Origin of the sequence: Mycobacterium alsense (genome assembly GCF_002086635.1) — a bacterium.
GTDB classification, from domain to species: Bacteria; Actinomycetota; Actinomycetes; order Mycobacteriales; family Mycobacteriaceae; genus Mycobacterium; species Mycobacterium alsense.
The window spans coordinates 169,074-192,296 of the sequence record NZ_MVHD01000005.1 but is presented as its reverse complement, the minus strand read 5'-3'; the positions used below and the strand labels follow the sequence as shown (position 1 = coordinate 192,296).

24 protein-coding genes and 1 pseudogene are annotated in these 23,223 nt (G+C 70.3%); 14 read left to right on the top strand and 11 right to left on the bottom strand.

The features are described 5' to 3' along the window. Nucleotides 1-209: 209 nt before the first annotated feature. A complete protein-coding gene (locus tag BST11_RS05860; protein WP_244897544.1) occupies nt 210-611 on the bottom strand; it encodes a hypothetical protein in 402 nt (133 codons plus the stop codon). Between the two features lie 173 nt (nt 612-784). Between BST11_RS05860 and BST11_RS05855 the strand changes: the two genes are divergently transcribed. Continuing rightward, nucleotides 785-1,441, top strand: a complete 657-nt coding sequence (locus tag BST11_RS05855; RefSeq protein WP_083137009.1) for a UdgX family uracil-DNA binding protein — start codon at nt 785-787, stop codon at nt 1,439-1,441. A 9-nt stretch (nt 1,442-1,450) separates the two neighbouring features. Here BST11_RS05855 and BST11_RS05850 read toward each other — a convergent pair whose 3' ends face one another. The 3 genes from BST11_RS05850 to BST11_RS05840 form a co-directional block, all read right to left on the bottom strand. Then, a complete protein-coding gene (locus tag BST11_RS05850) occupies nt 1,451-3,244 on the bottom strand; it encodes a thiamine pyrophosphate-requiring protein (protein ID WP_083137008.1) in 1,794 nt (597 codons plus the stop codon). A 217-nt stretch (nt 3,245-3,461) separates the two neighbouring features. After that, nucleotides 3,462-4,511 carry a DNA topoisomerase IB gene (locus BST11_RS05845; RefSeq protein ID WP_083137007.1) on the bottom strand — a complete coding sequence of 350 codons (1,050 nt, stop codon included), beginning with the start codon at nt 4,509-4,511 and terminating at the stop codon, nt 3,462-3,464. Between the two features lie 98 nt (nt 4,512-4,609). Next, nucleotides 4,610-5,008, bottom strand: coding sequence for a heme-binding protein (locus BST11_RS05840; RefSeq protein WP_083137006.1), 399 nt, complete (start codon nt 5,006-5,008; stop codon nt 4,610-4,612). A gap of 367 nt (nt 5,009-5,375) precedes the next feature. Here BST11_RS05840 and BST11_RS05835 point away from each other — a divergent pair, with 367 nt between their 5' ends. Genes BST11_RS05835 through BST11_RS05805 form a run of 7 tightly spaced genes read left to right on the top strand, consistent with a single transcriptional unit; the run spans nt 5,376 to nt 9,865 of the window. Further along, a complete protein-coding gene (locus BST11_RS05835; protein ID WP_083137005.1) occupies nt 5,376-5,912 on the top strand; it encodes a Na+/H+ antiporter subunit E in 537 nt (178 codons plus the stop codon). Continuing rightward, nucleotides 5,909-6,169 (top strand): MrpF/PhaF family protein, encoded by a 261-nt coding sequence (locus BST11_RS05830; RefSeq protein ID WP_083137004.1) that lies wholly within the window; start codon nt 5,909-5,911, stop codon nt 6,167-6,169. Before BST11_RS05835 ends, BST11_RS05830 begins: the two co-directional genes overlap by 4 nt. Continuing rightward, nucleotides 6,166-6,501 (top strand): monovalent cation/H(+) antiporter subunit G, encoded by a 336-nt coding sequence (mnhG, locus tag BST11_RS05825; RefSeq protein ID WP_244897543.1) that lies wholly within the window; start codon nt 6,166-6,168, stop codon nt 6,499-6,501. Before BST11_RS05830 ends, mnhG begins: the two co-directional genes overlap by 4 nt. Beyond that, nucleotides 6,498-6,797, top strand: coding sequence for a Na(+)/H(+) antiporter subunit B (locus BST11_RS05820; protein ID WP_083137003.1), 300 nt, complete (start codon nt 6,498-6,500; stop codon nt 6,795-6,797). The genes mnhG and BST11_RS05820 overlap by 4 nt, the downstream gene beginning before the upstream one ends. Next, nucleotides 6,790-7,725, top strand: coding sequence for an MnhB domain-containing protein (locus tag BST11_RS05815; RefSeq protein WP_083137043.1), 936 nt, complete (start codon nt 6,790-6,792; stop codon nt 7,723-7,725). Before BST11_RS05820 ends, BST11_RS05815 begins: the two co-directional genes overlap by 8 nt. Further along, on the top strand, nt 7,722-8,090 hold the full coding sequence (locus tag BST11_RS05810; protein WP_083137002.1) for a sodium:proton antiporter: 369 nt from the start codon (nt 7,722-7,724) through the stop codon (nt 8,088-8,090). The genes BST11_RS05815 and BST11_RS05810 overlap by 4 nt, the downstream gene beginning before the upstream one ends. Nucleotides 8,091-8,125: 35 nt before the next feature. Further along, complete coding sequence (locus BST11_RS05805) at nt 8,126-9,865, top strand: complex I subunit 5 family protein (RefSeq protein WP_083137001.1); 1,740 nt, start codon at nt 8,126-8,128, stop codon at nt 9,863-9,865. Between the two features lie 33 nt (nt 9,866-9,898). Here the strand turns inward: BST11_RS05805 and BST11_RS05800 are convergent, their stop codons facing one another. Continuing rightward, the gene (locus BST11_RS05800; protein ID WP_083137000.1) at nt 9,899-10,747 is read right to left on the bottom strand and encodes an SDR family oxidoreductase; all 849 of its coding nucleotides are present in this window, start codon (nt 10,745-10,747) and stop codon (nt 9,899-9,901) included. 211 nt (nt 10,748-10,958) lie between these two features. Between BST11_RS05800 and mbp1 the strand changes: the two genes are divergently transcribed. Next, nucleotides 10,959-11,195 (top strand): microaggregate-binding protein 1, encoded by a 237-nt coding sequence (mbp1, locus tag BST11_RS05795; RefSeq protein ID WP_083136999.1) that lies wholly within the window; start codon nt 10,959-10,961, stop codon nt 11,193-11,195. 48 nt (nt 11,196-11,243) lie between these two features. Here the strand turns inward: mbp1 and BST11_RS05790 are convergent, their stop codons facing one another. The 3 genes from BST11_RS05790 to BST11_RS05780 are packed head-to-tail and all read right to left on the bottom strand — an operon-like array spanning nt 11,244 to nt 13,767. Continuing rightward, a complete protein-coding gene (locus BST11_RS05790; RefSeq protein WP_083136998.1) occupies nt 11,244-12,008 on the bottom strand; it encodes an endonuclease/exonuclease/phosphatase family protein in 765 nt (254 codons plus the stop codon). A gap of 5 nt (nt 12,009-12,013) precedes the next feature. After that, on the bottom strand, nt 12,014-12,826 hold the full coding sequence (locus BST11_RS05785; RefSeq protein ID WP_083136997.1) for a PIG-L deacetylase family protein: 813 nt from the start codon (nt 12,824-12,826) through the stop codon (nt 12,014-12,016). Next, on the bottom strand, nt 12,823-13,767 hold the full coding sequence (locus BST11_RS05780; RefSeq protein ID WP_083136996.1) for an acyl-CoA dehydrogenase family protein: 945 nt from the start codon (nt 13,765-13,767) through the stop codon (nt 12,823-12,825). Before BST11_RS05780 ends, BST11_RS05785 begins: the two co-directional genes overlap by 4 nt. Nucleotides 13,768-13,982: 215 nt before the next feature. On the opposite strand from BST11_RS05780, the gene BST11_RS05775 reads away from it, so the two are divergent. After that, nucleotides 13,983-14,564, top strand: coding sequence for a nucleotidyltransferase (locus BST11_RS05775; RefSeq protein WP_083136995.1), 582 nt, complete (start codon nt 13,983-13,985; stop codon nt 14,562-14,564). 17 nt (nt 14,565-14,581) lie between these two features. Here BST11_RS05775 and BST11_RS05770 read toward each other — a convergent pair whose 3' ends face one another. Both BST11_RS05770 and BST11_RS05765 read right to left on the bottom strand, forming a co-directional pair. Continuing rightward, the gene (locus BST11_RS05770) at nt 14,582-14,839 is read right to left on the bottom strand and encodes a DUF7218 family protein (protein WP_067315995.1); all 258 of its coding nucleotides are present in this window, start codon (nt 14,837-14,839) and stop codon (nt 14,582-14,584) included. Nucleotides 14,840-14,932: 93 nt separating this feature from the next. Further along, nucleotides 14,933-17,077, bottom strand: a complete 2,145-nt coding sequence (locus BST11_RS05765) for a catalase (RefSeq protein ID WP_083136994.1) — start codon at nt 17,075-17,077, stop codon at nt 14,933-14,935. A 109-nt stretch (nt 17,078-17,186) separates the two neighbouring features. On the opposite strand from BST11_RS05765, the gene BST11_RS05760 reads away from it, so the two are divergent. The 3 genes and pseudogenes from BST11_RS05760 (at nt 17,187) to BST11_RS05750 (ending at nt 20,863) form a co-directional block, all read left to right on the top strand. After that, nucleotides 17,187-18,215: a chemotaxis protein CheB gene (locus BST11_RS05760; protein ID WP_372509636.1), complete on the top strand. Its 1,029-nt coding sequence runs from the start codon at nt 17,187-17,189 to the stop codon at nt 18,213-18,215. Further along, the gene (locus BST11_RS05755) at nt 18,208-18,966 is read left to right on the top strand and encodes an anti-sigma factor antagonist (RefSeq protein ID WP_083136993.1); all 759 of its coding nucleotides are present in this window, start codon (nt 18,208-18,210) and stop codon (nt 18,964-18,966) included. Before BST11_RS05760 ends, BST11_RS05755 begins: the two co-directional genes overlap by 8 nt. Nucleotides 18,967-19,020: 54 nt before the next feature. Next, nucleotides 19,021-20,863: pseudogene (locus tag BST11_RS05750) on the top strand (CheR family methyltransferase). A 14-nt stretch (nt 20,864-20,877) separates the two neighbouring features. Here the strand turns inward: BST11_RS05750 and BST11_RS05745 are convergent. Continuing rightward, entirely contained in the window at nt 20,878-21,822 is a 945-nt protein-coding gene (locus BST11_RS05745; protein WP_083136992.1) for a chemotaxis protein CheB, read from the bottom strand. A gap of 203 nt (nt 21,823-22,025) precedes the next feature. Here BST11_RS05745 and BST11_RS05740 point away from each other — a divergent pair, with 203 nt between their 5' ends. Further along, entirely contained in the window at nt 22,026-23,222 is a 1,197-nt protein-coding gene (locus tag BST11_RS05740; RefSeq protein WP_083137041.1) for a glycosyltransferase, read from the top strand. The last annotated feature ends 1 nt before the right edge of the window (nt 23,223 follow it).

Here is a 23,223-nt window from a genome sequence, read left to right as displayed (position 1 = left end):
GGGGCGGCGGGGCCGGCGGTTCCAGGGGCGGCCCCGCGGGTGGCACGCGGCCGAGCGGGTCGTAGCTCAGCGGGCCGTACCCGAAAGGATCCTGGGGATTCACACGGCGGCCTCCTTAGCCTGGGCCCTGCCGAGAATGTAGCCGACGGCGCCCGGACAGGAAGATGGCCCCGTGAACGGCCGGCGAGCGACGACGCTCGCGAGCCGAATCACCGTGTCGGAGAAGGACTTTCCGGGTCGGGCCGTCCCGACATTCGCGTCGTGGGCGCAAGCTTCGCCCCCGGGCGCCGGCCGTCGGTGAAATCCGGGCGGGCGAGCCGGAAGCGATCGATCAGGTGTGAGATCGTGCGCAGCTCGTCGCGCAACGCCGCGAACCTGTGCACGTCGGCGTCGTCGAGCCGTCCCAGCGAGCCGTAATGCCGCAACCGGCGCAGCCGCCCCGCCAGCACCGTGCCCCACCGGATGCTGAAGTCGTAGCGCTGGCCCTCGCTGATCGGCTCCTCGTCGTCTTGTTGCGCGAGCCGCCTGAGCGCGTCGATCTGCTGGGTGATCAGCGCGACGTCGTTGTCGATGTCGACCGCCGGCCGCGCCGGGTTCTGTGTCGCGCTCATCGGTTCCTCCTGCCTTGCCTGCATGGATTACCCGAATCGGCGCACATCACACGCTGGACCGGGCCCGCGACCCGATCGTCGGAAGGGTTGCTGAGGGCTAAAGAGCGCGCGTTTTCCCGCCGACCTACGGGGGTATGCCCGCGGACATGACCTCGCCGGGCTACCGCTGATTCATGTCCGCAACCAAGGTCAGCGCCGCGCGCTACCTACCCGAGGACCGCGCGCTGGACTCGCTGAAGACCGCCGCCGGCCGGTGCCGCGGCTGCCCGCTTTTCGCCGACGCCACCCAGACCGTGTTCGGTCACGGAAACGTCGGGGCGCCCATCATGCTGGTGGGCGAGCAGCCGGGGGACCAGGAGGACCGGGCGGGCCTGCCGTTCGTCGGACCCGCGGGCCGGCTGCTCGCCCGGGCGCTCGACGAGGCCGACATCGACCCGGCGCTGACCTACCAGACCAATGCGGTCAAGCATTTCAAGTTCACCCGCAAGGGCGGCAAGCGGCGCATACACCAGAAGCCGAGCCGCACCGAGGTCGTCGCGTGCCAGCCGTGGCTCATCGCCGAGATCGAGGCGGTGCACCCGCAGGTGATCGTCTGCCTCGGCGCGACCTCCGCGCAATCCCTTCTCGGAGCGGCGTTTCGGGTGTCCGCCGAGCGCGGTCGGGTGATCGAGCTGCCCGGCGCGCTCGACGTGCGCCTGAAACCGGCACCCGTGGTGGTGGCGACGGTGCACCCGTCGTCGGTCCTGCGCGATCGCAGCGCCGCCCACGGCGACGCCTACAAGTCGTTCGTCGACGACCTGTGCAGCGCGCGCATCGCCTACGCGAGCTGAGCCGCGCCCTCAACTCTTCTTGTGGGGCAAGAACTCCTGCATCTTCGTCTTGAGACCCACCTTGACGAACCCGACGCGGTCCTCGTCGCCGGACAGCACCGCGGCCGTCGCCGACTTGAACTGGTCCCAGGTTGCGTGCGGCGGGATCGGCGGCATGTCGGGGTCGGTGTAGACGTCCAGCACGGTGGGCCGGTCCGCGGCCAGCGCGTTGCGCCAGGCGTCCCCGAGTTCGTGGGGGTCCTTGATCGCCATCGCGTTGAGCCCCAGGCTGGCGGCGAAGCCGGCGAAGTCGATGTCGGGAAGGTTCTGCGACTCGGCGAATTTGGGTGAGCCGGCCATGGCCCGCATCTCCCAGGTGACCTGGTTGAGGTCGTTGTTGTGCAGGATCGCCACGATCAGGCGGGGGTCGCCCCACTCCTGCCAGTACCGCTTGATCGTGATGAGCTCCGCCATCCCGTTCATCTGCATGGCGCCGTCACCCACGAACGCGATGACCGGGCGTTGCGGGTGGGCGAACTTGGCGCCGATCGCGTAGGGGACGCCCGGACCCATCGTGGCCAGCGTGCCCGACAGGGAGCCGCGAATGTCGCCGTGGAAGCGCAGGATTCGCGCGTACCAGTTGGCCGCCGAGCCCGAGTCCGCCGTGACGATGGCGTTGTCGGGCAGCTGCGGTGAGAGCACGGAGAACATGCGCATCGGATTGATCGGGTCGGCGCTGACATTCGCCTCCATGTCCATGGTTTCCCACCAGCGCGCGACATTGGCCTCGATGGTCTCGCGCCAGGCGCGGTCCTCCTTGCGGCGCAGGTGCGGAATCAGCGCCTTCAGCGCGGCCTTCGCGTCGGCGACCACATTGACCTCGTAGGGGTAGCGCATCCCGATGAGGCGCCCGTCCACGTCGATCTGCACGGCCCGGCACTGGTCGAACTCCGGCAGGAACTGCGTGTAGGGGAAGCTGGAGCCGACGGTGAGCAGGGTGTCGCAGTCGCGCATCAGCTCGTAGCTGGGCCGGGTTCCCAGCAGCCCGATAGACCCGGTGACCCAAGGCAATTCGTCACTGAGCACGTCCTTGCCCAGGAGTGCCTTCGCGGCCCCGGCGCCGAGCAGGTCGGCCACCTCGGCCAGCTCCCGGTGCGCACCCCGCGCGCCGGTGCCCACCAGCATCGCGACCTTCTTGCCCGCGTTGAGCACCTCGGCCGCGCGGGCGATCGCCTGGTCGTCGGGGGCGATGGCCGGCGATTCGATGCCCAGGCTCGACGGCACCATCTTGAAGGCGTGGGTCGGCGGGGAGTACTCCAGCTCCTGCACGTCGGACGGGATGATCAGCGCGGTCGGGGCCCGCTGCGTCATCGCCACCCGGATGGCGCGGTCCAGCACGTTGGGCAATTGCTCGGGCACGGTGACCATTTGGACGTAGTCGCTGGCGACGTCCTTGAACAGGCTCATCAGGTCGACCTCCTGCTGGTAGGAGCCGCCCATGGCGCTGCGGTTGGTCTGGCCGACGATCGCCACCACGGGAACGTGGTCGAGCTTGGCGTCGTAGAGGCCGTTGAGCAGGTGTATCGCCCCGGGTCCCGACGTCGCCGCACACACGCCGACGCGGCCGCTGAATTTCGCGTAGCCCACCGCCTCGAACGCGCTCATCTCCTCGTGGCGGGACTGGATGAACATGGGTTTGTTGTCGGCGCGGGCCCAGGCGGCCAAAAGCCCGTTGATGCCGTCGCCCGGATAGGCGAAAACGTGCTCGACGCCCCACGCCCGCAGTCGCTCCAGCAGATAGTCCGAAACCTCTTGTTTAGACATTGGTTGCCCTCCTCGACGGACAGTGGGGTGACATGGGGCGCGGGTCCCGGGTCGCCGTTGGTTCGACGGTCCGGGTGGCGGTGGTGCGGGCGGTCCGGCCGGCAGGCCCCGACCCAACGGCGGTTATCACGGCAGCCCGCACCCACCGGCGGCTTCGCCACACAAGACGCGGCATACCCGCATTCCCGGCTGGTTATTCGCGCGAGCCGGGGCCGGTTCACGCGCTCCTGGGCAGCGCTCCCGACGCGTCGCGGCCCCTGGCCACTCGCCGGATCAGCATGCGGGTGGCCTTCTCCAGAATCTCCTGCGCGGCCTCGGGTCGGCGGGCGCGGGCGGCGCGACGTGTCGCCGCGCCGATCGTCATGCCCTGTTCGTAACCGGTGACGACGCGCGGGTCCACATAGGAGCCGCGGGCCACCGCCGGGGTGTTGCCGAGCTCCTCGGCGACCTCCTTCATCACCGCGGACTCGACGCGCTTGACCACGCGCCGCGAGACGGGCGGGTCCGCGTCGGCGAACGCCGCGGCGGCCAGCACGGTGCCGTGCCAGGTGCGCAGGTCCTTGACGGTGTAGTCGTCGCCGACCATCTCCTTGAACCGGGCGTTGAGGTCGTCGGAGCGGATGTCGACCCACCCGGATCCGGTGCGGCACACGAGCAATCGATCCGTGCGCTCCGGGCGGCGCATCAGCGCACGCACCGCGCGGACGATTTCGGCGTCCTCGATCTCCACGGTGCGCCGCACCCCGCTCTTGGCCGGGAAGTCGAATTCGACCGACCCGCGGCGCACCGTCACGTGACTGCACTGCAGGGTGGCCATTCCGTAGGACTCGTTTTCCTCGGCGTACTGCTCGCCGCCGGCGCGAAAGTAGCCGCGGTCGAGCAGGCGCAGCGCGAGTGCGAGCACCCGCTCCCGCGGTAAACCGCGGCGCTGCAAGTCCTTAACGACCCGCGCGCGCCACATGGGCAACTGCGCGGAGAGCTCGAGGACGCGGTCGAATTTCTCCTCGGCGCGCTCCTGCTGCCAGGCGGTGTGGTAGAGGTACTGGCGGCGTCCGGCCGCGTCGGTGCCGACGGCCTGGATGTGGCCGTTGGGGTGCGGGCAGATCCAGACCTTCTTCCACGCCGGCGGGATTACCAGGTCCTTGATGCGCGCCAGGGTGTCCGGGTCGGTCAGCCGGTCACCGTCGGGGTCGTGGTAGGCGAAGCCCTTGCCCCGGCGCCTGCGGGTGATCCCCGGCTTGTCGAGATCGCTGCGACGCAGCCGCATCCGTGCCTCCAGTCCCCTTGGCTGACTGCACAATTACCCGCACGCGCAACACGCGAAACGACCCGCCACGGCGCTGTGGCGGGTCGTTCTCGGCGTGCTCAGCCGGCCATGAACTCCTGGTAGGCCGACTCGAGGGTCGGCGGCAGCGCCTTGACGTTGCACTGCCGCTCGGTGTCGCCGATCGGCGCCAGGATGCCGCGCAGCTCGTGGTACTGCTGCGGGTGCGCGGTGAAGTACGCCCGCAGGTTGGACGCGGCCTCCGGCCGCGGCTGGCCGTAGGCGGCCGTGACCACCTGGTTGGCGTCCGGGTGTGCGGCGAGGTATTGCTGCGCCGCGCCCTGCACCGAGGTCACGGTGGCGTTGACTCCGCCCGGGCTGCAGTCGGGCGCCGCGGCCGCCGACGGCGCGCCGATGACGCCCATGGCCAATCCCCCGAGCAGGAAGCCCGCGCTGATGCCGGCGACTCGCCGGCGCGCGACGATACTGCTGATTTTCATGATCAGTGTTGTCCTTCGAAATCGATCATTTGATTCGCAAGAGAGGCTCCCGAGTCCTCGAAAACCAAAGTAGCGGAAGCCGGAAGTGACGGCCTTCACTCGCAAACGGCGACCGCCGCCGGGCACCGCGGGGTGCGGCCGTTGGGCGCCGTTTTCGCTAAGCGAGCAACCAAATCGGGCCGTCAATGCTGAGGATTCTTAGAGAACGCGGCAGGTTCTTAAGCAATCGCAAGGCGGATCGTGACAAAACCGTGACGTGAATGGCGACCGCATAGCGCCGAATAGGGCGCGGCGGGGGCGGGTATCCGTTAGCGCCCACGGCCATCGGCCGTGGGAGCCGGGCCGAGACGGGCGGAAGTGGGCAGCAGTGGGCACACGCGGGCGGGCCAAGCGGGTGGTCGCGCTGACCGCCTGGGCCTATTGCGTGTGGGTCTTGCTGACGTGGACGGCGACGGTCGAGGACTTGCTGGTCGGGCTGGCGATCGCCGCCGGGTGCGGCATCGCCCTTGCGCCGCTGGGCCCCGTGGCCGCGCCGTGGTCCGCGCTGCGGCCGCGTCGCCTGGCCGCGCTGGCGCTGTTGGCCGCGGAGTGCGCGGCGCGGATCGCGACCGCCAACCTGTCGCTGACGAGGCGCATTCTGTCGCCCTCGCGCCCGCTGCGCTCCGGCATGGTCGTCGTGCCGACGCGGGCGCGCTCGGACGGGGAATTCGCGGCCACGGGCGTGCTGACCTCGCTGGTGGTGGACAACCAATTCGTCGATCTGGATCGCGGACGGCACCGGCTGCAGTATCACGCGATGGCCGTTCCCGACGACGGTCCGGCGGGTGAGGCGATCAACGCGCCGCTCGAACGGCGGGTGCTCGCGGTGACCCGTCCCGCCGGAGGACGAAGGAGGCGAGGATGAGCGGCGTCCTGGCCGCGGTGTGCGTGGCGCAATTGCTGGTGGCGGGCGTCGTGCTCATTCGGCTGGCGCGCGGGCCCTCGGTGTCGGATCGGGTGGTCGCGCTCAACACCGTCTCGACCCAGTGCGCGCTCGTCGTGCTCTTCTATTCGGCCCTCGCCGACCGCACCGTCTACCTGGACGCGGCCCTGTGGCTGGCCTCGTTCAGCTACCTGGGCGCGCTGGTGTGGGCGCGCTACCTGGAACGGGGCCTGCTGTGACCGTCGTCGTCGCGGTGTTGTGCGGGCTGGGGATCTTCTTTTCGCTGAGCGGGGCGATCGGCATCCTGCGGATGCCCGACGTGTACACCCGCATCCAGTGCTCGTCGAAGACCATCACCGCCGGCGCGTTGCCGCTGCTCGCCGGGCTGGCGCTGGCCAAGGGCCCGTTGACCGCCTACGGCTCCCGGGCGCTGTTCGTCGCCGTGTTGCTCCTGCTGGTCAACCCCGTCGCCTCGCACGCGCTGGCGCGCGCGGCCTACAAGACCGAGGTCCCGATGTGGCAAGGGGCGGTCCTGGATGAACCGCGCGAACCGCGCGGAGACCGCCGATGACGTCGTTCTGGGTCATCGACTACCTGTGCCTGGCGCTGGTGATCGCCAGCGCGCTGCTGGTCGTGTTCGTGCGCAGCCTCACCGCCGCGGTGATGGCGCTGTCGGCGGTGGGCACCGTGCTGGCCGCCCTGTTCGTCGTGCTGGCCGCCCCCGATGTCGCGCTGGCCACGGTGGTCGTCGGCGCGATCGCGCAGCCGGTGCTGTACCTGATCGCGATCGGAAAGATCCGCACCGACGTGATCGACCGCGGCGACCTCGGCGAGAGCCCGGACGGTGGGGGAGGGCGCGGTGGCTGAGCCGCGGCTTCCCCGCGGCGCCCGCTGGCATCGCCCGAGGCTGGCCGCGGCGCTGGTGGCGGTGTTCGCGGTGGTGGTGATGATCGGCCTCACCGGCCTGCCCGACGGGGCAAATGCGTTGCCGCACATCGCAAGACACGCGATCACCATTGCGCTCCCGCGGTGGGGGACCACCGAGGTGGTCAACGAGGTGGTGTACGGCAGCCGGGCGTTCGACACGTTCGGCGAGACGTTCTTGTTGCTGGCCGCGGTCGTGGCGGTGCTGGTGTTGTCGCGGGGCCGCGAGCCGCGGGCGGAGTATGTCGGCGAGGCCAGCGCCGGGCGCGCCGAACAGGAGCGCGCCGATCCGGCGGAGCGCGCCGACGAAAAGGAGTCGCGGGCGCGCGAGGCCGAACAGCGGGAGCGCGCGGACGAGCCGGCGCCCGAAAACGCCGACGACGATCCGCTCGGCGGGCCCGCGCCCGAACGGGCGATCGCGATGACGGTGGTGGTGCGCGTCGGGGCCCGCATCGCGGCGGTCATCCTGGCGGTCGCCGGGGCCTACCTCGCCGCATGGGGCTATACGCCCGGCGGTGGCTTTCCCGCCGGGGTGGTGCTGGCCGGGGTGGTCGTGCTGCTCTACACCGCGCTCGGCCACCGCGCGATGCGCGCGGTCGTTCGCCCGTCTGTGCTGGAGATCGCCGAGATGCTCGGCGCCGCGGCCATTGTCGCGGCCGGGCTGGTGGGCCTGTGGCTGGCCGGGTCGTTTCTGGACAATTGGCTGCCGCTGGCGCCGCAGCAGCAGATCCGCTCCGGCGGCACCCTGCAGGTGATTTCGGTCGCGGAGCTGGTGGAGGTGGCCACCGGCATCACCATCGCGGTGTTCGCGCTGCTGGGAATGGGACACGACTGGACACCCGACCTGCGCAAAAAAGAGGACGAGCGGTGATCGTCGCCAACTACCTCGCCGCGGGCGCGCTGTTCTGCCTGGGGCTGTTCGCGGTGACCTCGCAGCGCAACCTCGTCAAGATCGTCCTCGGCCTCTCGCTTATGGAGTCGTCCACCTACCTGCTGCTGGTGTCCCTGGCCTACCGCAACGGGGCGACCGCGCCCGTGTTGGCGGGGCTGCCGGCCGGGCGCAGCCAGGGCGAGTTGGTCGCCGGGAACGTCGCGGACCCTGTGCTGCAGAACTTTTGCATCACCGCGGTGGTGATCGGGGTGGCGGTCACCGCCGTGTTCTTGACCGTCGTGGTGCGGGTGGCGCAGCACTACCGCAGCGTCGACGCCGCCGACCTGACCGAGCTACGAGGCTGACGTGCCATGACCCGCGCGAACTGGGTTGGGCTCCCATGACGGTCGCGCAGCTGCTGCCGCTGCCGGTGGTCCTCCCGCTGATCGGGGCGGTGCTGGCGCCCCTGCTCGCGCGGCGCAACGGGCGCGCGCCCCTGTTCGTGGGGGTGGCCGCGCTGGCCGCGTCGCTGGGGGTGCTGCTGGTCGTCGGCGCCCGGGTGTTCGCCGGCAACGGCCACCTGCTGACCCACTTCCTGTCCAACGAGCGCCCGGTCGGGCGGACGGTCCTGGGGATCACGTTGGTGGCGGACCCGTTCGGCGTCACGTTCGCCGTCCTCGCCGCCGCGGTCGGGACCGTGCTCGTGATCAGCGTCCTCTCCGAGCTGGGCCACCTCGGCCCGAGGGAGCTGGGCGGGCTCGCGTGCCTGATGCAGTTGCTGCTGGCGGCGTTGATCGGGGCCGCGCTCACCGCCGACACCGTCGACCTGTTCGTCTGGTTCGAAGTGGCCGCGTTGGCCAGCTACGGGTTGACCGGATTTTTCCTGGAGCGCCCGATCGCACTGGAGGCGGCGTTCAAAAACCTCGTTCTGACCAGCATCGCCGGGTTTTCGGTATTCGTCGGTGCCGCAACGCTTTACGCGGCGACAGGGGCGCTGAACCTCGGGCAGCTCCACCGGGCGATGTCCTCTGGCCCATCCCGGGCCGCCCTGCTCGCAATCGCCCTGCTCGCGGCGGGGTTCGCCACCAAGGCGGGGCTGGTGCCGTTTCACGGGTGGCTTCCCGACACCCACACCCCGGTACCGGGCGCGGTTTCGGCGCTGTTCTCGGCGCTCATGGTCGATCTCGGGGTGATCGCGCTGGGACGCATTGTGCTGCAGGTCTTTCCGCGGCTGGCGTCGCTGCCCCCGCTGCTGACCGGCCTCGGCCTGTCCTCGGCGCTGGTGGGCTCGGCGATGGCGCTCGTGCAGGACGACCTCAAGCGGCTGCTGGCCTGGGACACCGTCGCCCAAACCGGGGTGTTGATCACCGGGTTCGCCAGTCGGACCGCCGACGGCGTTGCGGGCGCGACCTACCATTTGGTCAACCACGGGCTGTTCAAGGCGCTGCTGTTCTTGTCCGCCGGTGCGGTGGTGCACTCCACCGGGGTCACCAGCCTCGCCGACATGGGCGGGCTGGCGCGCAGGCGCCCGCTGCTGAGCGCGGCGTTCACGGTGGGGGCGCTGTCGATCGCCGGGGTACCGCCACTCAACGGGTACGCCTCGCTCGGCCTGATACACAAGGGCTTGTCGGACCGGCCCGTCGTGCTGGGCTGCGCGCTCGCCGCGCAGGCCCTCACCGTCGCCGCGCTCGGCCGCGCCGCATACCTCGGTTTCTACCGGCGCCGCGGCGAGGGGTACGAGCACCTGGAGCGCATCCGGCCGGGGATGAGGGTCAGCCTGGGCTTGTTGAGCGCGGGCTGCCTCGCCTTCGGCGCGCTGGCCGGCCCGTTCGTCACCCGCGTCGCCGGCCCGGCGACCGCGGGCCTGCTGAGTCCGGAGGCCTACGCGTCGAGCGCCCTGGGCGCCGGGGTCGTGCTGGCGCCCTCCGGTGTGGGCTTTCACTATCTGGAGCCGAAAACGTTGGGGCTCTTGGCCGTTGAACTGCTGCTCGGAGGGATCCTGTTGCTGGTGGTCCTGCGTGGCGACGGGGTGTCGAGGTTGCTGCGGTGGTTGCGGCGCCTGCACACCGGCAGCGTCAACGACTATGCCGGCTTCGCCGCGGCCGGCATGATCGCGGCCGCCTGCGCGCTGCTCCTGTGAACCGAAAGGCGGTCTTCGTTTTTCGGCCAGGCCCTACCGCCGGGTGTTCGACAGGCCACGCGCCGTCGGTCGCTTCGGCGCGTCGGCGCCGTCCGAACTGCCGCCCGTCCCGGCAGAATCGCCGTCCGGCGCCAGCGTGTGCAGCCAGGTGTCCACGTCCGGGCCGACGACGATCGCGCCGTCGGTCGCAAGCAGCGCCCCGGTGCCCAGCGCGGTGAGCGCGGGCTGGACGGCGCGGACGCGGCGGTGATCGCCTTGGCGTTCGAGCAGTTTCGACGTGAGATCGGGTAGCCGCACGGCCCCCGGGCCCGTGACGGTGCGCGGCGGGTGGGTCTGGCCCAGGGCCGTCTCGACCAGCACGTCGGCGACGGTGTCGGCGGCAACGGGCTGGATGAGCCAGTCCTCGACGACCACCTCGCCGTCACGGGATTTCACCACGGAGGGGTTGCAGGCGAATTCGTACCACTGGGTGGACTTCACGATCGTCGCCGGCACCGGGCCGTCGAGCACGATCTCCTTCGCCGCGCGTTTGGCCTCGTAGTACGCGAAGCCGTCGAACACGGGGTCCTCGATGCCCGCGATCGTCAACACCACCAGCCGCTGCACGTCCCGCGCGGCACACGCCCCCACGACGTTGTGGGTGGCGGTGGCCACCGCCTGGGTGATGCCCGACCGGGGATCGGCCGGCATCGGATTGGCGACATCGATGACGACGTCGGCCCCCGCCAGCGCCTCGAACAGCCCGCGGCCGGTGATCACGTCGACGCCTTGAGCGCGGGACATCTCGACCACCGCGACGTCGCGGGCCCTCAGCCTGGCGACGACCCGCGACCCGGCCGTGCCGGTCGCCCCGATGACAGCGACGGTGCTCAGTAACCTCACCCCCCTAATGCGGTCGCCCGGTGATGCTACCCCGAAAAGAACCATTCAAACAAGATCATTCGCGAGACGGATCCCCCGCGTGATCAAGCGCACAGCCCGCGGTGTCCAGTGCCGATCGTGCCCAACGGGTTCTCGGGTGTTTGACCGGGCGCCGCGCGGGAAGCCGGTATTGCGAACGACAAGACGCAAACCAATACAGGGAGGTTGACTCATGGGAGATGACAAGAGCGGACCGCAAGAGGCCGTCAAGGGCGCCGTGGAAGGCGTCAAGGGCAAGGCGAAAGAGGTCGGCGGAACCGTCCTCGGCCGCGACGATCTCGTCGAGGAGGGCCAGGCGCAGCAGGACAAGGCCGACGCCCAGCGTGACGCCGGCAAGAAGGAAGCCGAAGCTGAGTCGGCGCGCGCCGGCGCGGAGGCCGCCGAGGAGCGCCAGAAGGAAAACCAGTAAGTCCGATCCCGCAGGGGCCCGGTCCGCCAGGCGGACCGGGCCCCACCCTCATGCTCGGTGCAGGTCGACCAGCAGCGGCCGGTGATCGGATATCGGCATCGCTTCGGCCGACGCGCCGCCGCCGCGCAGGCTTTCGTCGTCGGTCAGGATGTGGTCGAGCTGGCGGTGAGGGGTTTCGGCGGGAAACGTCGTCGCCACGGCCAGTGGCCGCATGCCCGACCAGCGGTGCGCCGCCTGCGGCGTCATGTTGAGGTCCCCCATCAGCAGCCGCGGTCCCGGGAAGCCGCGCAGGTCGCGCACGAGCCGGCGCAGCTGGCGCCGATTCCAGCCGGGCACGAAGGACAGGTGGGTGTTGGCCACCGTGAGCCCGCCGCGCGGGGTGTGCAGCTGCGCGATGACGGCCGCCCGCGGTTCCTCGTCGACGACGGTCACCCGATTCGGCTCGCGCAGATACATGGGAAACCGCACCGGGATCCGCGGGAGCCGCACCACCTGCCAACTGGCCACCGGAAACCGGGACAGCAGCGCGATCCCGTAGGCCGCCGTGCCGGGTTGCTCATGGCCGGTGGCGGCCATCCAGGTCGCCCCGGGCGTGCCGGCGATCGCCGCCACGAATCGATGCTCGATGGCGCCCATGGCTTCGGCCGCGACGGCGGTGAGGTCGGCGCGATCCGAGCGCGGCTGATCGAAGTCGACCTCCTGCAGCCCGAGGATGTCGGGGTCCAGAAGGCGAACGCAGTCGCCCAGCCGGTGCGGGTGCACGCCATTGCCGACGGTGCGGCCGTGCAGGATGTTGAACGTCGCCACGCGCATACGGTTTACCGGAAAACCACCTCTCCCACCGCGAGCAGCCGCTGCAGGACGAAACCCGGGAGCACGGGCGGCGCGCCGCCCGCGCCCGGCCCGAGCTGACTCCGAAAGCACTGCGCCGCAAGCTGTTTGCGGGCAAGCGCGTTCCGGGGCAGGTGCACGGCGTGGGCGCGCTCCCACGGCACCGCGGGGTCGTCAGGGCGGGCCCAGTGCCACATCCAAACCGGGTATTCCAGCAACGCGGCGCCGGTGCGCTCGCACGCGCGCGCGGCCGCCCGCCCGACGGCCTCGTGATCGGGATGCCCGTCACCACGCCAGGTGGCGGCGCACCAGGCCCCGGGTGCGGCGGCGTCGAGGATCCCGGTGAGCAGTTCGGCGATCCCGTCCTCATGGTCGGCGAGCCGACCGTCGGGCAGGCCGAGTGACACCGGTGGGGGCGCTCCTAAAATACTTGTTGCCCTGCGTAATTCGTGTCGCTGGATGATTCCCAGACGAGTGCGCTCCCGTGGGTGCGCCGCGGGCCGCGCCGCACCGCCGTCGCTGACCGAGACCACCCGGACATCGACACCCGAGGCGACCAGTTGTGCGGTCGCCGCGCCGAGCCCGAGCGTCTCGTCGTCGGGGTGCGGTGCGACGAGGACCAGGCCAGGGCATGCGCTGAGGTCCAGTGACGGCAGGGGATGGGAATCGAGGGCGGCGAGCCAGACCGGCACCGGGGTGCCGCCGCGCGTCAGCGGTTTCGCCGCGAACTTCGCACAATTGCTGGCCGGGGGGGCCGCCCCGGCATCCAGGGTGTCCAGCGGGTGGTCGAGCGTCGTCATCGCTGCCGCCCGGCAAGCCGCCCCAGCTCGGCCAGGTCGCGCTCGGCGTGGCTTTGACGGATGTAGATGGTCAGGTCGGCGACTCGCTGGGCGTGCCGGCCGTCCTGGCACAACGGGCCCGGCCCGAGGGCGCGGCCGGTCCGGGTGATCGCCTCGTCGGCCGCGTGTTCGACGACCGTGCGCGCGCGATGAGCCAAGAGTTGGGCCGTGTCGGACCGGTCGAAGGGGTCGGAGTCGATCTGGGCGGCCGCCGCGGCCAGGATCGCGTCGCCCGCGGCGAGCGCGGCGTCCACGGCGCCGAGATGAGCCAAAGAGTACGCGTCCGCCGATTCGCTTGTGGCACAGCGGTAGAGCGGCTCGGCGACCCTGCGTGCGCCACCGAGCCAGCACGCCGCCACGCCGATCGCGCCGTGCCAGAACCCGGGCCTGCCGAAGTACTCATCGGGATCACCGACCGCCACGGCCGGGGCGTTGGTGAACTGCACCGCCCGGGTGTCGCTGCCGGCCATCCCGACGTTCCACCAGGTGGTCGGCAGCGCTTTGACGGCGGGCTCGCTGACCGTCACCGCGAACAGACCGCGCCTGCCGTCGTCGAGCCGGGCGGTGACGAGCGCGTGGCTGCAGAATCCGGCGCCCGAGCACCAGACCTTGGTGCCGTTGAGAATGGTCGTGCCGTCGCTGATTTCGGTGGCGACCACCTTGGCGTCGCACGATTCGGCCGACCACACGCCCCACAGCTGCCCGGAATCGGGTGGCTTGCCGCCCAGCTCGTGCAGGATCGCGACGGCGTCTACGTGGGCCTCGGCGATGCGGGCCGCGACGACGTCCTCCTCGGCCAGCCGGGCCAGGCGCTGCCAGCGTTCCGCGGTGCGCCCAGACGCGGGTAACGGCAACTCGAGCCGTCCCGAGTCCAGCCAGTGTTGAACCAATCCCGCCGTCACGCGCAGTCACCCGCCGCCGATCCCGCGAGTTGCCCGAAGTAGTCAGCGAATCCGTGCGGCGTCCGGGCCCCAGTCACGATGCGGGCGGGAATCATGGCGGCGGCTGACATAACTGAAGAACTGCCCCGTCTCACCGGCCCTTAAACGGACAACGGGCCACGGCACCGCTCGACGCAGGTTGCAGACGACGCGGCGCGGGGTATGACCTATGCACCATGGCACCCATCGAGACGCCCGCGGCGGCGCCGGTACCGGCCGCATGCTCGCAGCTGCGGGAAGCGTTGCGCAAGGCGGCCTCCGCCCTCAAGGAACACGGGCCCCGGTTCGCGCTGGCCGGCACGTATGCGCTGTGGGCCTACGGCGCGCCGGAGCCCAGCCACGACGTGGACCTGGTGGTGGCAGAGGCGGACGTGGCAGGCGCCGAGGCCACCCTCGCCGGCGCCGGCTTTGCCGTCGAACATCCGCCGGAGGATTGGCTGTTCAAGGCGCGCACCGGCGACACGGTGGTGGACATCCTGCACCGAATCAACGGCGAGCGCGTCGAGGCGGCGATGCTGGACCGCGCCGAGCAGCGTGACGTGCTGGCGATCGCGATGCCGGTGTTGCCGCCCACCATGGTGGTCGTTCAAAAGCTGCGCGCCCTCAACGAACACCACTGCGACTTCGCGAAACTGCTTCCGGTGGTGCGCGCCGTCCGCGAGCGACTGGACTGGCCCGACATCAGGGCGCGCACCGCGGCCAACGATTACGCGGTGGCGTTTCTGGTGCTGGCAGACCGGCTCGGCCTGACCGTCTGACGTGACTGACCGCGCGGTCAGTGGTTGCGCAGCTTGGCGACCAGCTTGTCCTTGGTCAGACTCGAATACCCCGAGATGCCAAGCTCTTTGGCCCTCTTCTTCAGTTCCGGAACCGTCCAATCCTGGTAGGAGCCGGACCTGCCGCCCTTGCGGCCGACCGACGACTTGCCCCGGCCGGCGGCCGCGTTGGAGATCCGCGCGGCCTTCTCCTTCGAGTCGCCCTTCTTGCGCAGATCCTGATACATCTTTTCGTTCTTGATCGACGAACGTGGCATGACTGGTCCTTCCTGGTGCACAGACTTAGCCAGGGTGCCCCACGCCGCGGCGGTCGAAACCCGGCGTCGGCTTGCGAAGGCCCAAGGGAATCGTCACGCCGGCACGGGGTCGGTCTGGCGCTCCCAGCACCGGTGGCGCGCCAGCGCGGCGGCGAGTTCCTCGGCGAAGCGGTCGGGAAGTTCGTCGGCGGCCGCCTTGGTGGTCACGACGGCCTGGTCGCTGACGACGTCGGTGGCCGCTTCGCCCTCCGAGGCGAGGCGATTGTCGATGCCCGCGGCGCGCAGCAGCTTGATCCCGGCGCCGTACGCTCCGATCGGTTTGAGGTGCTTGTAGGCCTCGACCAAGAAGTGCACGGCGTAACCGTCGCCGGTGAGCGTCGACACCGAATCCGGCCCGCATGCCACCACCACCGCGTCGTAGAGGACCGACGCCATCGTCGTGAACGCCCGGTCGACGGGCAACTCGCCGCCGGACCCGCCGCGCAGCGTGCCGCCCGCGACCGGGGCCAGGATCTCGACGATCGCACCTTGCTGCGCCATCAACTCCTTGAAGCGTTGCGTGCCAACGACATCCACGCCGTCCGCGGCCAGCACAGCGATCTTGCGTGAGGCGATCGTGTCGCTGACGACGATCTGTGACAGCGCCGGCGACGCGGTGACCGCGCCGTCGACAGCCTCGTCGGGTGGGGCGGGCAGCCCGAGCTTCGCCGCCACCCGGGTGGCCAGATCGTGGTCGACGCGGGCGAGTTGGGCCACCACCGCCGACCGGATGTCGGGCACCTCGACCTTGCCGAGTTCGAAGGCGAACGCGGCGACGATGTGCTCGGCCTCGACCGGCGTCATGCTCTTCCAGAACATGCGCGCCTGGCTGTAATGATTCTCAAAGGACTTGGCGCGCTTGCGCATCGCCTCGCCGTCGACCCGTTGGGTGTAGTGGCGGAAGACGTCGGCGTCGGCCAGCGCCGGGCACCCGCCTCCGATGGTGTTCTTGTAATAGCTGGACCGGCCCTGTGGAATCCGGTGTTGCCCGTAGCCGTCGTGCTGGTTGGTGCGGACATCGGCTATCGGCCGGTTGACCGGCAGTTGCGCAAAGTTGGGGCCGCCCAGGCGGATCAGCTGGGTGTCGAGGTAGGAGAAATTGCGGAACTGCAGCAGTGGGTCGTTGGTGAAGTCGATCCCCGGCACCACGTTCGCGGTGTGAAACGCCGCCTGCTCGGTTTCGGAGAAGAAGTTGTCGGGGTTGCGGTTGAGCACCATCTTGCCCACCGGACGGACCGGAACCTGTTCCTCGGGAATCAGTTTTGTGGCGTCCAGGAGGTCGAAGTCGAACTTGAACTCGTCGGCCTCTGCGATCAGTTGCACGCCGAGCTCCCACTCGGGGTACTGCCCGGACTCGATGGCCTCCCACAGGTCGCGGCGGTTGTAGTCGGGGTCCTTGCCGGCGATCTTCTGGCACTCGTCCCAGACCAGCGAGTGCACGCCGAGCCTGGGCTTCCAGTGGAACTTCACGAAAGTCCCCTCGCCGCGGTCGTTGACCAGTCGGAAGGTGTGCACACCGAAGCCCTGCATCATGCGATAGCTGCGCGGCAGCGCGCGGTCGGACATCAGCCACATGATGGTGTGCAGCGTCTCGGGCTGCAGCGAGACGAAGTCCCACAGCGTGTCGTGGGCCGACTGGGCCTGCGGAATTTCGTTGTGCGGCTCGGGTTTTACCGCGTGCACGAAGTCGGGGAACTTGATGCCGTCCTGGATGAAGAAGACCGGGAAGTTGTTGCCCACCAGGTCGTAGTTGCCCTGCTCGGTGTAGAACTTGGTGGCGAACCCGCGCACGTCGCGGACCGTGTCGGCCGAGCCGCGGGACCCGGCCACCGTGGAGAACCGCACGAACACCGGTGTCTGGGTGCCCGCCGTGGTCAGGAATTTCGCCGCCGTGTACTCGGCCAGCCAGTCGTCGTACGGCTCGAAGAAGCCGTAGGCGCCGGCCCCGCGCGCGTGAACGACGCGCTCGGGGATGCGCTCGTGGTCGAAGTGGGTGAGCTTCTCGCGGGCGTGAAAGTCCTCCAGCAGGGTGGGGCCGCGCTCACCGGCGCTCAGCGAATCGTCGGTGTGATCGACCCGGACGCCCTGCTGGGTGGTCAAATAGCCGCTGTCGCGGCGGTACCGCGCCGCCTCGAGGTCGCGTTGCTTGGGATCGGAAGTCCCGGCTGTGCCCTTGTCTGTGCCCTTGTGTGTGCCCATGCCCGGGGTTACCACCGTCGGCTCACGGCAAAACGGGGTGGTTGCACACCAAGCGCATCTATCCAGCGAGCCCGCGGTTACGTAGGCTTGACCTGGGTAGTCGAGGGTGGTGATTGACGCGCCCAGTCAACGGGACGACGCAGCCGACGGCCTGCGGGGAGTGGTGGCGATCGGCGCCTCTGCGGGGGGAGTGGACGCGCTCTCCCGGTTGGCCACCGGTCTTTCGGCGGACCTGCCGTATGCCTATCTGATCGTGTTGCATGTCCCCGCCGGCGTGCCGAGCATCTTGGCCCGAATCGTCGATCGCAGCGGGCCGCTACCGGCGACGGCGGCGGAACATGGCGCCCCGCTGCTGCCGGGACACATCTACGTCAGCAGCCCGGATCGCCACCTGTTGGTCGCCGACCACCGGGCGGTGCTGTCCCAGGGGCCGACCGAGAACGGGCATCGGCCCGCCATCAACGCGCTGTTCCGTTCGGTCGCCGTGGCGTTCGGGCCGCGCGCGATCGGCGTGCTGCTCTCGGGGGTGCTCGACGACGGCGTGCTGGGGCTGGCCGCGATCCGCGCGCGCGGCGGCACCACCATCGGCCAGTCACCCCAGGACGCGCTGTTCCCGGCGATGCCCGTCAACGCGCTCAACGCGGGCGTGCTGGACCGGCAGGCGGCGGCGGCCGACATCGGCGGGGTCCTCAAAGAACTGTCCCACCGGCCAATCGAGGAGCCGAACATGGAACCCGACGCGGCATTGGACCTGGAAAACCGAATCGCCATGACCTCCCGGTTCTCGACCGACTTCGACACCCAACAACTCGGCGCGCCGTCGGGCTACACCTGCCCCGACTGCAATGGCTCGCTCATCACCGCCGGCGAGGGCCACTTTCGCTGCCAGGTCGGCCACGCCTGGACGGCCGACGCCTTGCTCACCGCGCGGGACGAAGAGGTCGAGGGCGCGTTGTGGGTCGCCCTGCGCAGCCTGCGGGAGAAGGCCAAACTGGCCCGCACCATGGCCGACAAGGCCGGGCCGGGCCCGCTCGTCCGGCACTACACGAACCTGGCCGAGGAATGCGAGCGCGCGCTGGCGGTGCTCGGCGAGCGGCTCGCCGCCAACGCCCCGCAAGGCGGGGAGGCCGGTGGGTGAAGCTCGCTCGGACCTGCGGATCGACACCGCACCGCAGCGGGGCGTGCCGATCCTGGTGATGGACGGGGTGCTGGACGGTTCCACGTACCGGAAAGTCCGTGACACCGTGATCAAGGCCGCCCTCGACGAGCCGCGCGCGGTCCTCGTGGATGTCAACCGCCTGTCGGTGCCGTTCGCGTCGGCGTGGACGGTGTTCACCAGCGCCCGCTGGCACGTCAGCGTCTGGCCGGACGTACCCATCCTGCTGGTCTGCGGGGAGCCGGCGGTGCGCCGGGCGATCGCGTCGGGCGGCGTGACCCGTTACGTGCCGGTGCATCCCACCCGGCTGCTCGCGCTGGACGCCGTCGGCGGCCGGCCGCTGCCGCTGCGCCGGCGGGCGCGCACCGAACTGCCCGCCGCCGCGGCCAGCATCGGCGTGGCCCGCGCCCTGGTCACCGATTGGCTGACCCAATGGCGCAAGCGTGATTTGATCCCGGTCGCGGCGACGGTCGCCACCGTCTTCGTCGAAAACGTTCTCGAACATACGCAGAGCGCGCCGGTGCTGATCGTGGAGAGCCATCGCGACACCGTCACGGTCGCCGTCGAGGATTGCAGCGAACGCCTGCCGGGCCGGCACGAGGACGCCGACCGCGGGGCCGAAGTCGTGTCCGGCTTGTCCATCGTCTCCGCGCTGTGCCGCGCGTGGGGTGCCACCCCGACGGCGTCGGGCAAGACGGTGTGGGCATTGGTCGGTCACGAAAATCTCCTCTGACGCCCGCGAGTAATGTTCAGGGCGGTCGGCGGACGCTCTTGCGAACAGGACTTCATGGACGGCACGACTGACGAAGCCTTCGAGGCGTTGTTGCACTACATGCGGGATTCGCGCGGCTTCGACTTCACGGGCTACAAGCGCACGTCCCTGGTCCGGCGGGTGCGGCACCGGATGGACCAGGCGGGGTATGCCTCGTTCGACGAGTACCTCGACGCCCTGCAGGCCAGCTCCGACGAGTTCGCATCGCTGTTCAACACCATGCTCATCAACGTCACCGCCTTCTTCCGGGACCCCGAGGCCTGGGAGCTCATCGGCGCGGAGGTCATTCCCCGGATGCTCGCCGAGCGCGGCCCCGGCGACCCCATCCGGGTTATGGAGCGCGGGATGCGCCTCGGGGCAGGAGGCCTACACGCTGGCGATGCTGCTGTGCGAGGCGCTGGGGCCCGAAGCGTTTCGGCAGCGGGTCAAGATCTACGCCACCGACATCGACGAGGAGGCGCTCGCCGAGGCACGCGCGGCCTCCTATGACGCCAAGGCGGTCGAGGGGGTACCCGCGGACCTGCTGGCGCGCTACTTCGAACAGGTCAACAGCCGCTACGTCTTCCACAAGGATCTGCGCCGCGCGGTCATCTTCGGCCGCAACGATTTGGTCAAGGACGCGCCGATCTCCCGCGTCGACCTGTTGGTGTGCCGCAATACCCTGATGTATCTCAACGCCGAGACGCAGCGAAACGTATTGGGACGCTTGCATTTCGCCCTCGCTCCCCAGGGCACGCTGTTCCTCGGGCACGCCGAGATGCTGTTGAGTCACAGTGACCGCTTTGCCCCGCTGAACCTCAAGAACCGGATCTTCCGCAAGACGCTGGGGTCCCAGGCCCATGTGGAGCGCTACGACCCGGCGGCGGCCTTCTACGAACGTCAGGTCGACCTGCCGGGGCTGACCACGGTGCGCGACTTGGCCTTTCGTGCCAGCCCCGTCGCCCAGATCGTGATCACCGGCGAGGACACCGTCGCGATGATCAACCAGCAGGCAGAGAGCGTCTTCGGCCTGTCGGCCCGCGACATCGGCAGGCTGCTGCGCGATCTCGAGGTGTCCTACCGCCCGGTCGAGCTGCGTGCCTACCTCGAGCAGGCCAAGGTGGAGCGGCGGTCGACGCGAGTCCCGGACGTCAAGTGGCAGCGACCCGGCGCCGAAACGGTGTGGTTCGAGATTCACGTCAACCCGCTCGTCGACGCCGAGAACGGCTTGCTCGGGGTGTCGATCGTGTTCTTCGACGTCACCGCCACGCGCGCGCTGCTCGACAAGGTCGTGCAGACCAACCGCCAGCTGGAGGCGGCCTACGAGGAGCTGCAGTCCACCAACGAGGAACTCGAGACCACCAACGAGGAACTGCAGTCCACGGTGGAGGAGCTCGAGACGACCAACGAGGAACTGCAGTCCACCAACGAAGAGCTCGAGACGATGAACGAGGAGCTGCAGTCCACCAACGACGAGCTGCATACCATCAACGACACGCTGCGCGAACGGAGCGTGGAGCTCGACGACGCCAAGAACTTCCTGGATTCGCTGACCAATTCGATTCGGCTGGGGATGGTCGTGGTGGACCGGGAGATGCGGGTGGTGGTGTGGAACCGAGGCTGCGAGGACCTGTGGGGGCTGCGGGCCGACGAGACGACGGGAACCCGGCTGACCGGCTTGGACATCGGGCTGCCGTTGGACGGCATCCGGCCACTGATCGGCACCGCGTTCGTCGACCCGGACAGCAGCGGTGAAACCGTGGTGGACGCGGTCAACCGGCGTGGCCGCCCCACCCGGGTCCGGGTGGTGTGCACCTCGTTCCGGTCGGTCGAGGGGAGCGTCGGCGGGGCGCTGCTGTTAATGGAGGTCGTGGAGTAGTCCCCGGGTCGCGCTCAGTGTCCCCAGCGCGCGGTCGCCTCCGAGGCCGCCTGGTGGGCCAATTGGGCGCGGCGCACCGACTCCTCGGCCCTGCGCCGCGCGACGGCTGCGGTCTGCTCGGTGGCCCCGAAACCCGCGGACAGATCCTGGCGCCTGCGCCGCAACTCGGTGGCGCGCTGCCGCGCCATCTCGGCGCGCGCGGCCGCGCTGTTGGGCAGGTGGTCCGGCAACTGCCGGTTCGTGCCGGCGCCCCCTGCGGTATGGCTGTCCATTGATCCCCCTTCCGCTGTGGTCGCGTCGCTTTCCCAGGCCGCGGCCCGCTCCCTTGGCCCGAGCGGCATCGCCCGTGCGCCTTCGATCGGCTGCGGCGGTGCTCCGCCCGCGACGAGCGCGGCCAGCACGCGCCCGATGTCGTGGATCGGCAATACGAGGTCGGCGCCGGCCCGCACCGCCGCGAGCGGTAGCGACGTGTACAGGGCGGTTTCCGGGCTCTGCGCGATGACGACGGCGCCGGCCCGCTTCATCGCCGCGGTGCCGATTGCGCCGTCGTGCCCCGAACCCGACAACATCACCGCCACGCTGCGCGCCCCGTACGAGGTGGCCACCGACGCCAGCAGCACGTCGAAACGCCGCTCGCCGAGAGCCTCCATCCGGCGCAGCCGGCAGCGGCCGTCGGGCATCAGTTCCAGGTGCGTGCCGGGTGGACAGACCACGACCTCTCCCGGCACGACGGCCTGACCGTCCTGCGCCCAACTGACCCGCCGGGGCGTCTGCCTGCCCAGGATGGTGGGCAGCACGCTGGTCGGGCCCCCCAGGTGCTGCTGGATGACGACGGCGGCCGAGAACTCGGTCGGCAGGTCGCGCAGGACGACGGACAAGGCGTCCAGCCCACCCGCCGACGCCAACAGGACCGCGAGCTCGAGTGCCGGGCGTTGGATGTCACCGGCCGCCCTGGTCATTACCTCAGTGTCCTCTCCCGGGCGGCCGCGTCCCAGCCCTCCCGGCGCACGAGCGTCCGGTTTGCGAAACCGGGCGCCGGTGGGCGAAGGGCGAAGGGGCCGCGTTTCGTTTGTGTCGGGCGGGGTAGCACCTTTGTCATCGGTTTGTGGTCATCGGCTTCACGGTCATCGGTATCGGCAGCGCGAACCCGAAGGGAGCGGCGGTGAAGATCGCGATCGTCACTGGTGACGACCTCGTCGGCGATGACCCCGCGCAACTTGGCAGCGCGCTTTCCGCCCGGGGACACGAGGTGACCGTCTACGCCAGGCAGCAGGGCCGCCGGCGCGCAAACGCGCTCCGCGACGGGGACCACCGGACCGTGTCGATCCGCGTCGGCCCCCGCGCCGCCGCCTCGGCCGCGGCGGTGTTGCCGTACGTCGGGGAATGGGTGACCGTGCTCGAGCGGCACTGGCGCGCCGACCCGCCCGACGTCGTGCACGCCTACGGATTCCTCGGCGGGCTGGCCGCCCAGCTGGCGGCGCGGCGGCGACGCGTACCCACCGTGCAGAGCTTCCAGGGGCTGGCCGCGGCCGCGCATCCGGTGCATGCCGCCGGCGACCCGCGGCCGCTGGGCGAGCGGGAACGCATCGAGCCGCTGCTGGCCCGCGGCGCGACGTGGGTGACCGGTGAGTGCACCGCCGAGGCCGACGTGCTGGCCCGGCTGCGCCGCGGCCGCGCCCGGGTGTCCCTCCTGTGCAGCGGCGTCGACGTGGAGCGATACAGCCCGGTCGGCCCGGCGGCCGCACGCAACGGCCTGCATCGCGTGCTTTGTGTGGGTCCAAACCCGTTGGAATCAAACGGGTTTGACATCGCCATTCGCGCGCTGCCCAGGGTCGCCGACGCCGAACTGGTCGTGGCCGAAACCGCCGCCGGCGAACCCGGCCACGACCAGGCGCGCGCCCGGCTCGAACGCCTCGCCGCCGAGCTGGGCGTGGCCCACCGGGTGCGCTTCGCCGGCGCGGTCGGCGGTGACGCGCTGCCGTCGCTGCTGCGATCCGCAGACGTCGTCGCGTGCACACCCCGACGGCCGCCCCGCGCGACACCGGCGCTGCAGGCCATGGCCTGCGGGGTGGCCGTGGTCGCGCTTCCGGTCGGCGTCATGACCGACGTCGTGGTGGACGGGGTCACCGGCCAGGTGCTCTCGCAGCACGGCGCGGCCCCGGTCGCCGTGGCGTTGAGAAGCTTTCTGGCGCAAAGCTTCCGGTGTGAAAGCATGGGGGCGGCCGGCCGCAGCCGCGCCGTGTCGCGCTTTACCTGGGACCGGATCGCGCTCGACTCGGTGAACATCTACCGCCAGATCGTTCCGCAAAACCGCGCGCCGGCCGAACTCGTGCCGGCGGGAAACGCGGGGACGCGGTGAC

Bases quoted from the DNA above. Each gene is read 5' to 3' on its own strand.
- BST11_RS05860 (WP_244897544.1), bottom strand. From the start codon at position 611: ATGAGCGCGACACAGAACCCGGCGCGGCCGGCGGTCGACATCGACAAC.
- BST11_RS05855 (WP_083137009.1), top strand. From the start codon at position 785: ATGTCCGCAACCAAGGTCAGCGCCGCGCGCTACCTACCCGAGGACCGC.
- BST11_RS05850 (WP_083137008.1), bottom strand. From the start codon at position 3,244: ATGTCTAAACAAGAGGTTTCGGACTATCTGCTGGAGCGACTGCGGGCG.
- BST11_RS05845 (WP_083137007.1), bottom strand. From the start codon at position 4,511: ATGCGGCTGCGTCGCAGCGATCTCGACAAGCCGGGGATCACCCGCAGG.
- BST11_RS05840 (WP_083137006.1), bottom strand. From the start codon at position 5,008: ATGAAAATCAGCAGTATCGTCGCGCGCCGGCGAGTCGCCGGCATCAGC.
- BST11_RS05830 (WP_083137004.1), top strand. From the start codon at position 5,909: ATGAGCGGCGTCCTGGCCGCGGTGTGCGTGGCGCAATTGCTGGTGGCG.
- BST11_RS05820 (WP_083137003.1), top strand. From the start codon at position 6,498: ATGACGTCGTTCTGGGTCATCGACTACCTGTGCCTGGCGCTGGTGATC.
- BST11_RS05805 (WP_083137001.1), top strand. From the start codon at position 8,126: ATGACGGTCGCGCAGCTGCTGCCGCTGCCGGTGGTCCTCCCGCTGATC.
- mbp1 (WP_083136999.1), top strand. From the start codon at position 10,959: ATGGGAGATGACAAGAGCGGACCGCAAGAGGCCGTCAAGGGCGCCGTG.
- BST11_RS05790 (WP_083136998.1), bottom strand. From the start codon at position 12,008: ATGCGCGTGGCGACGTTCAACATCCTGCACGGCCGCACCGTCGGCAAT.
- BST11_RS05785 (WP_083136997.1), bottom strand. From the start codon at position 12,826: ATGACGACGCTCGACCACCCGCTGGACACCCTGGATGCCGGGGCGGCC.
- BST11_RS05775 (WP_083136995.1), top strand. From the start codon at position 13,983: ATGGCACCCATCGAGACGCCCGCGGCGGCGCCGGTACCGGCCGCATGC.
- BST11_RS05770 (WP_067315995.1), bottom strand. From the start codon at position 14,839: ATGCCACGTTCGTCGATCAAGAACGAAAAGATGTATCAGGATCTGCGC.
- BST11_RS05765 (WP_083136994.1), bottom strand. From the start codon at position 17,077: ATGGGCACACACAAGGGCACAGACAAGGGCACAGCCGGGACTTCCGAT.
- BST11_RS05745 (WP_083136992.1), bottom strand. From the start codon at position 21,822: ATGACCAGGGCGGCCGGTGACATCCAACGCCCGGCACTCGAGCTCGCG.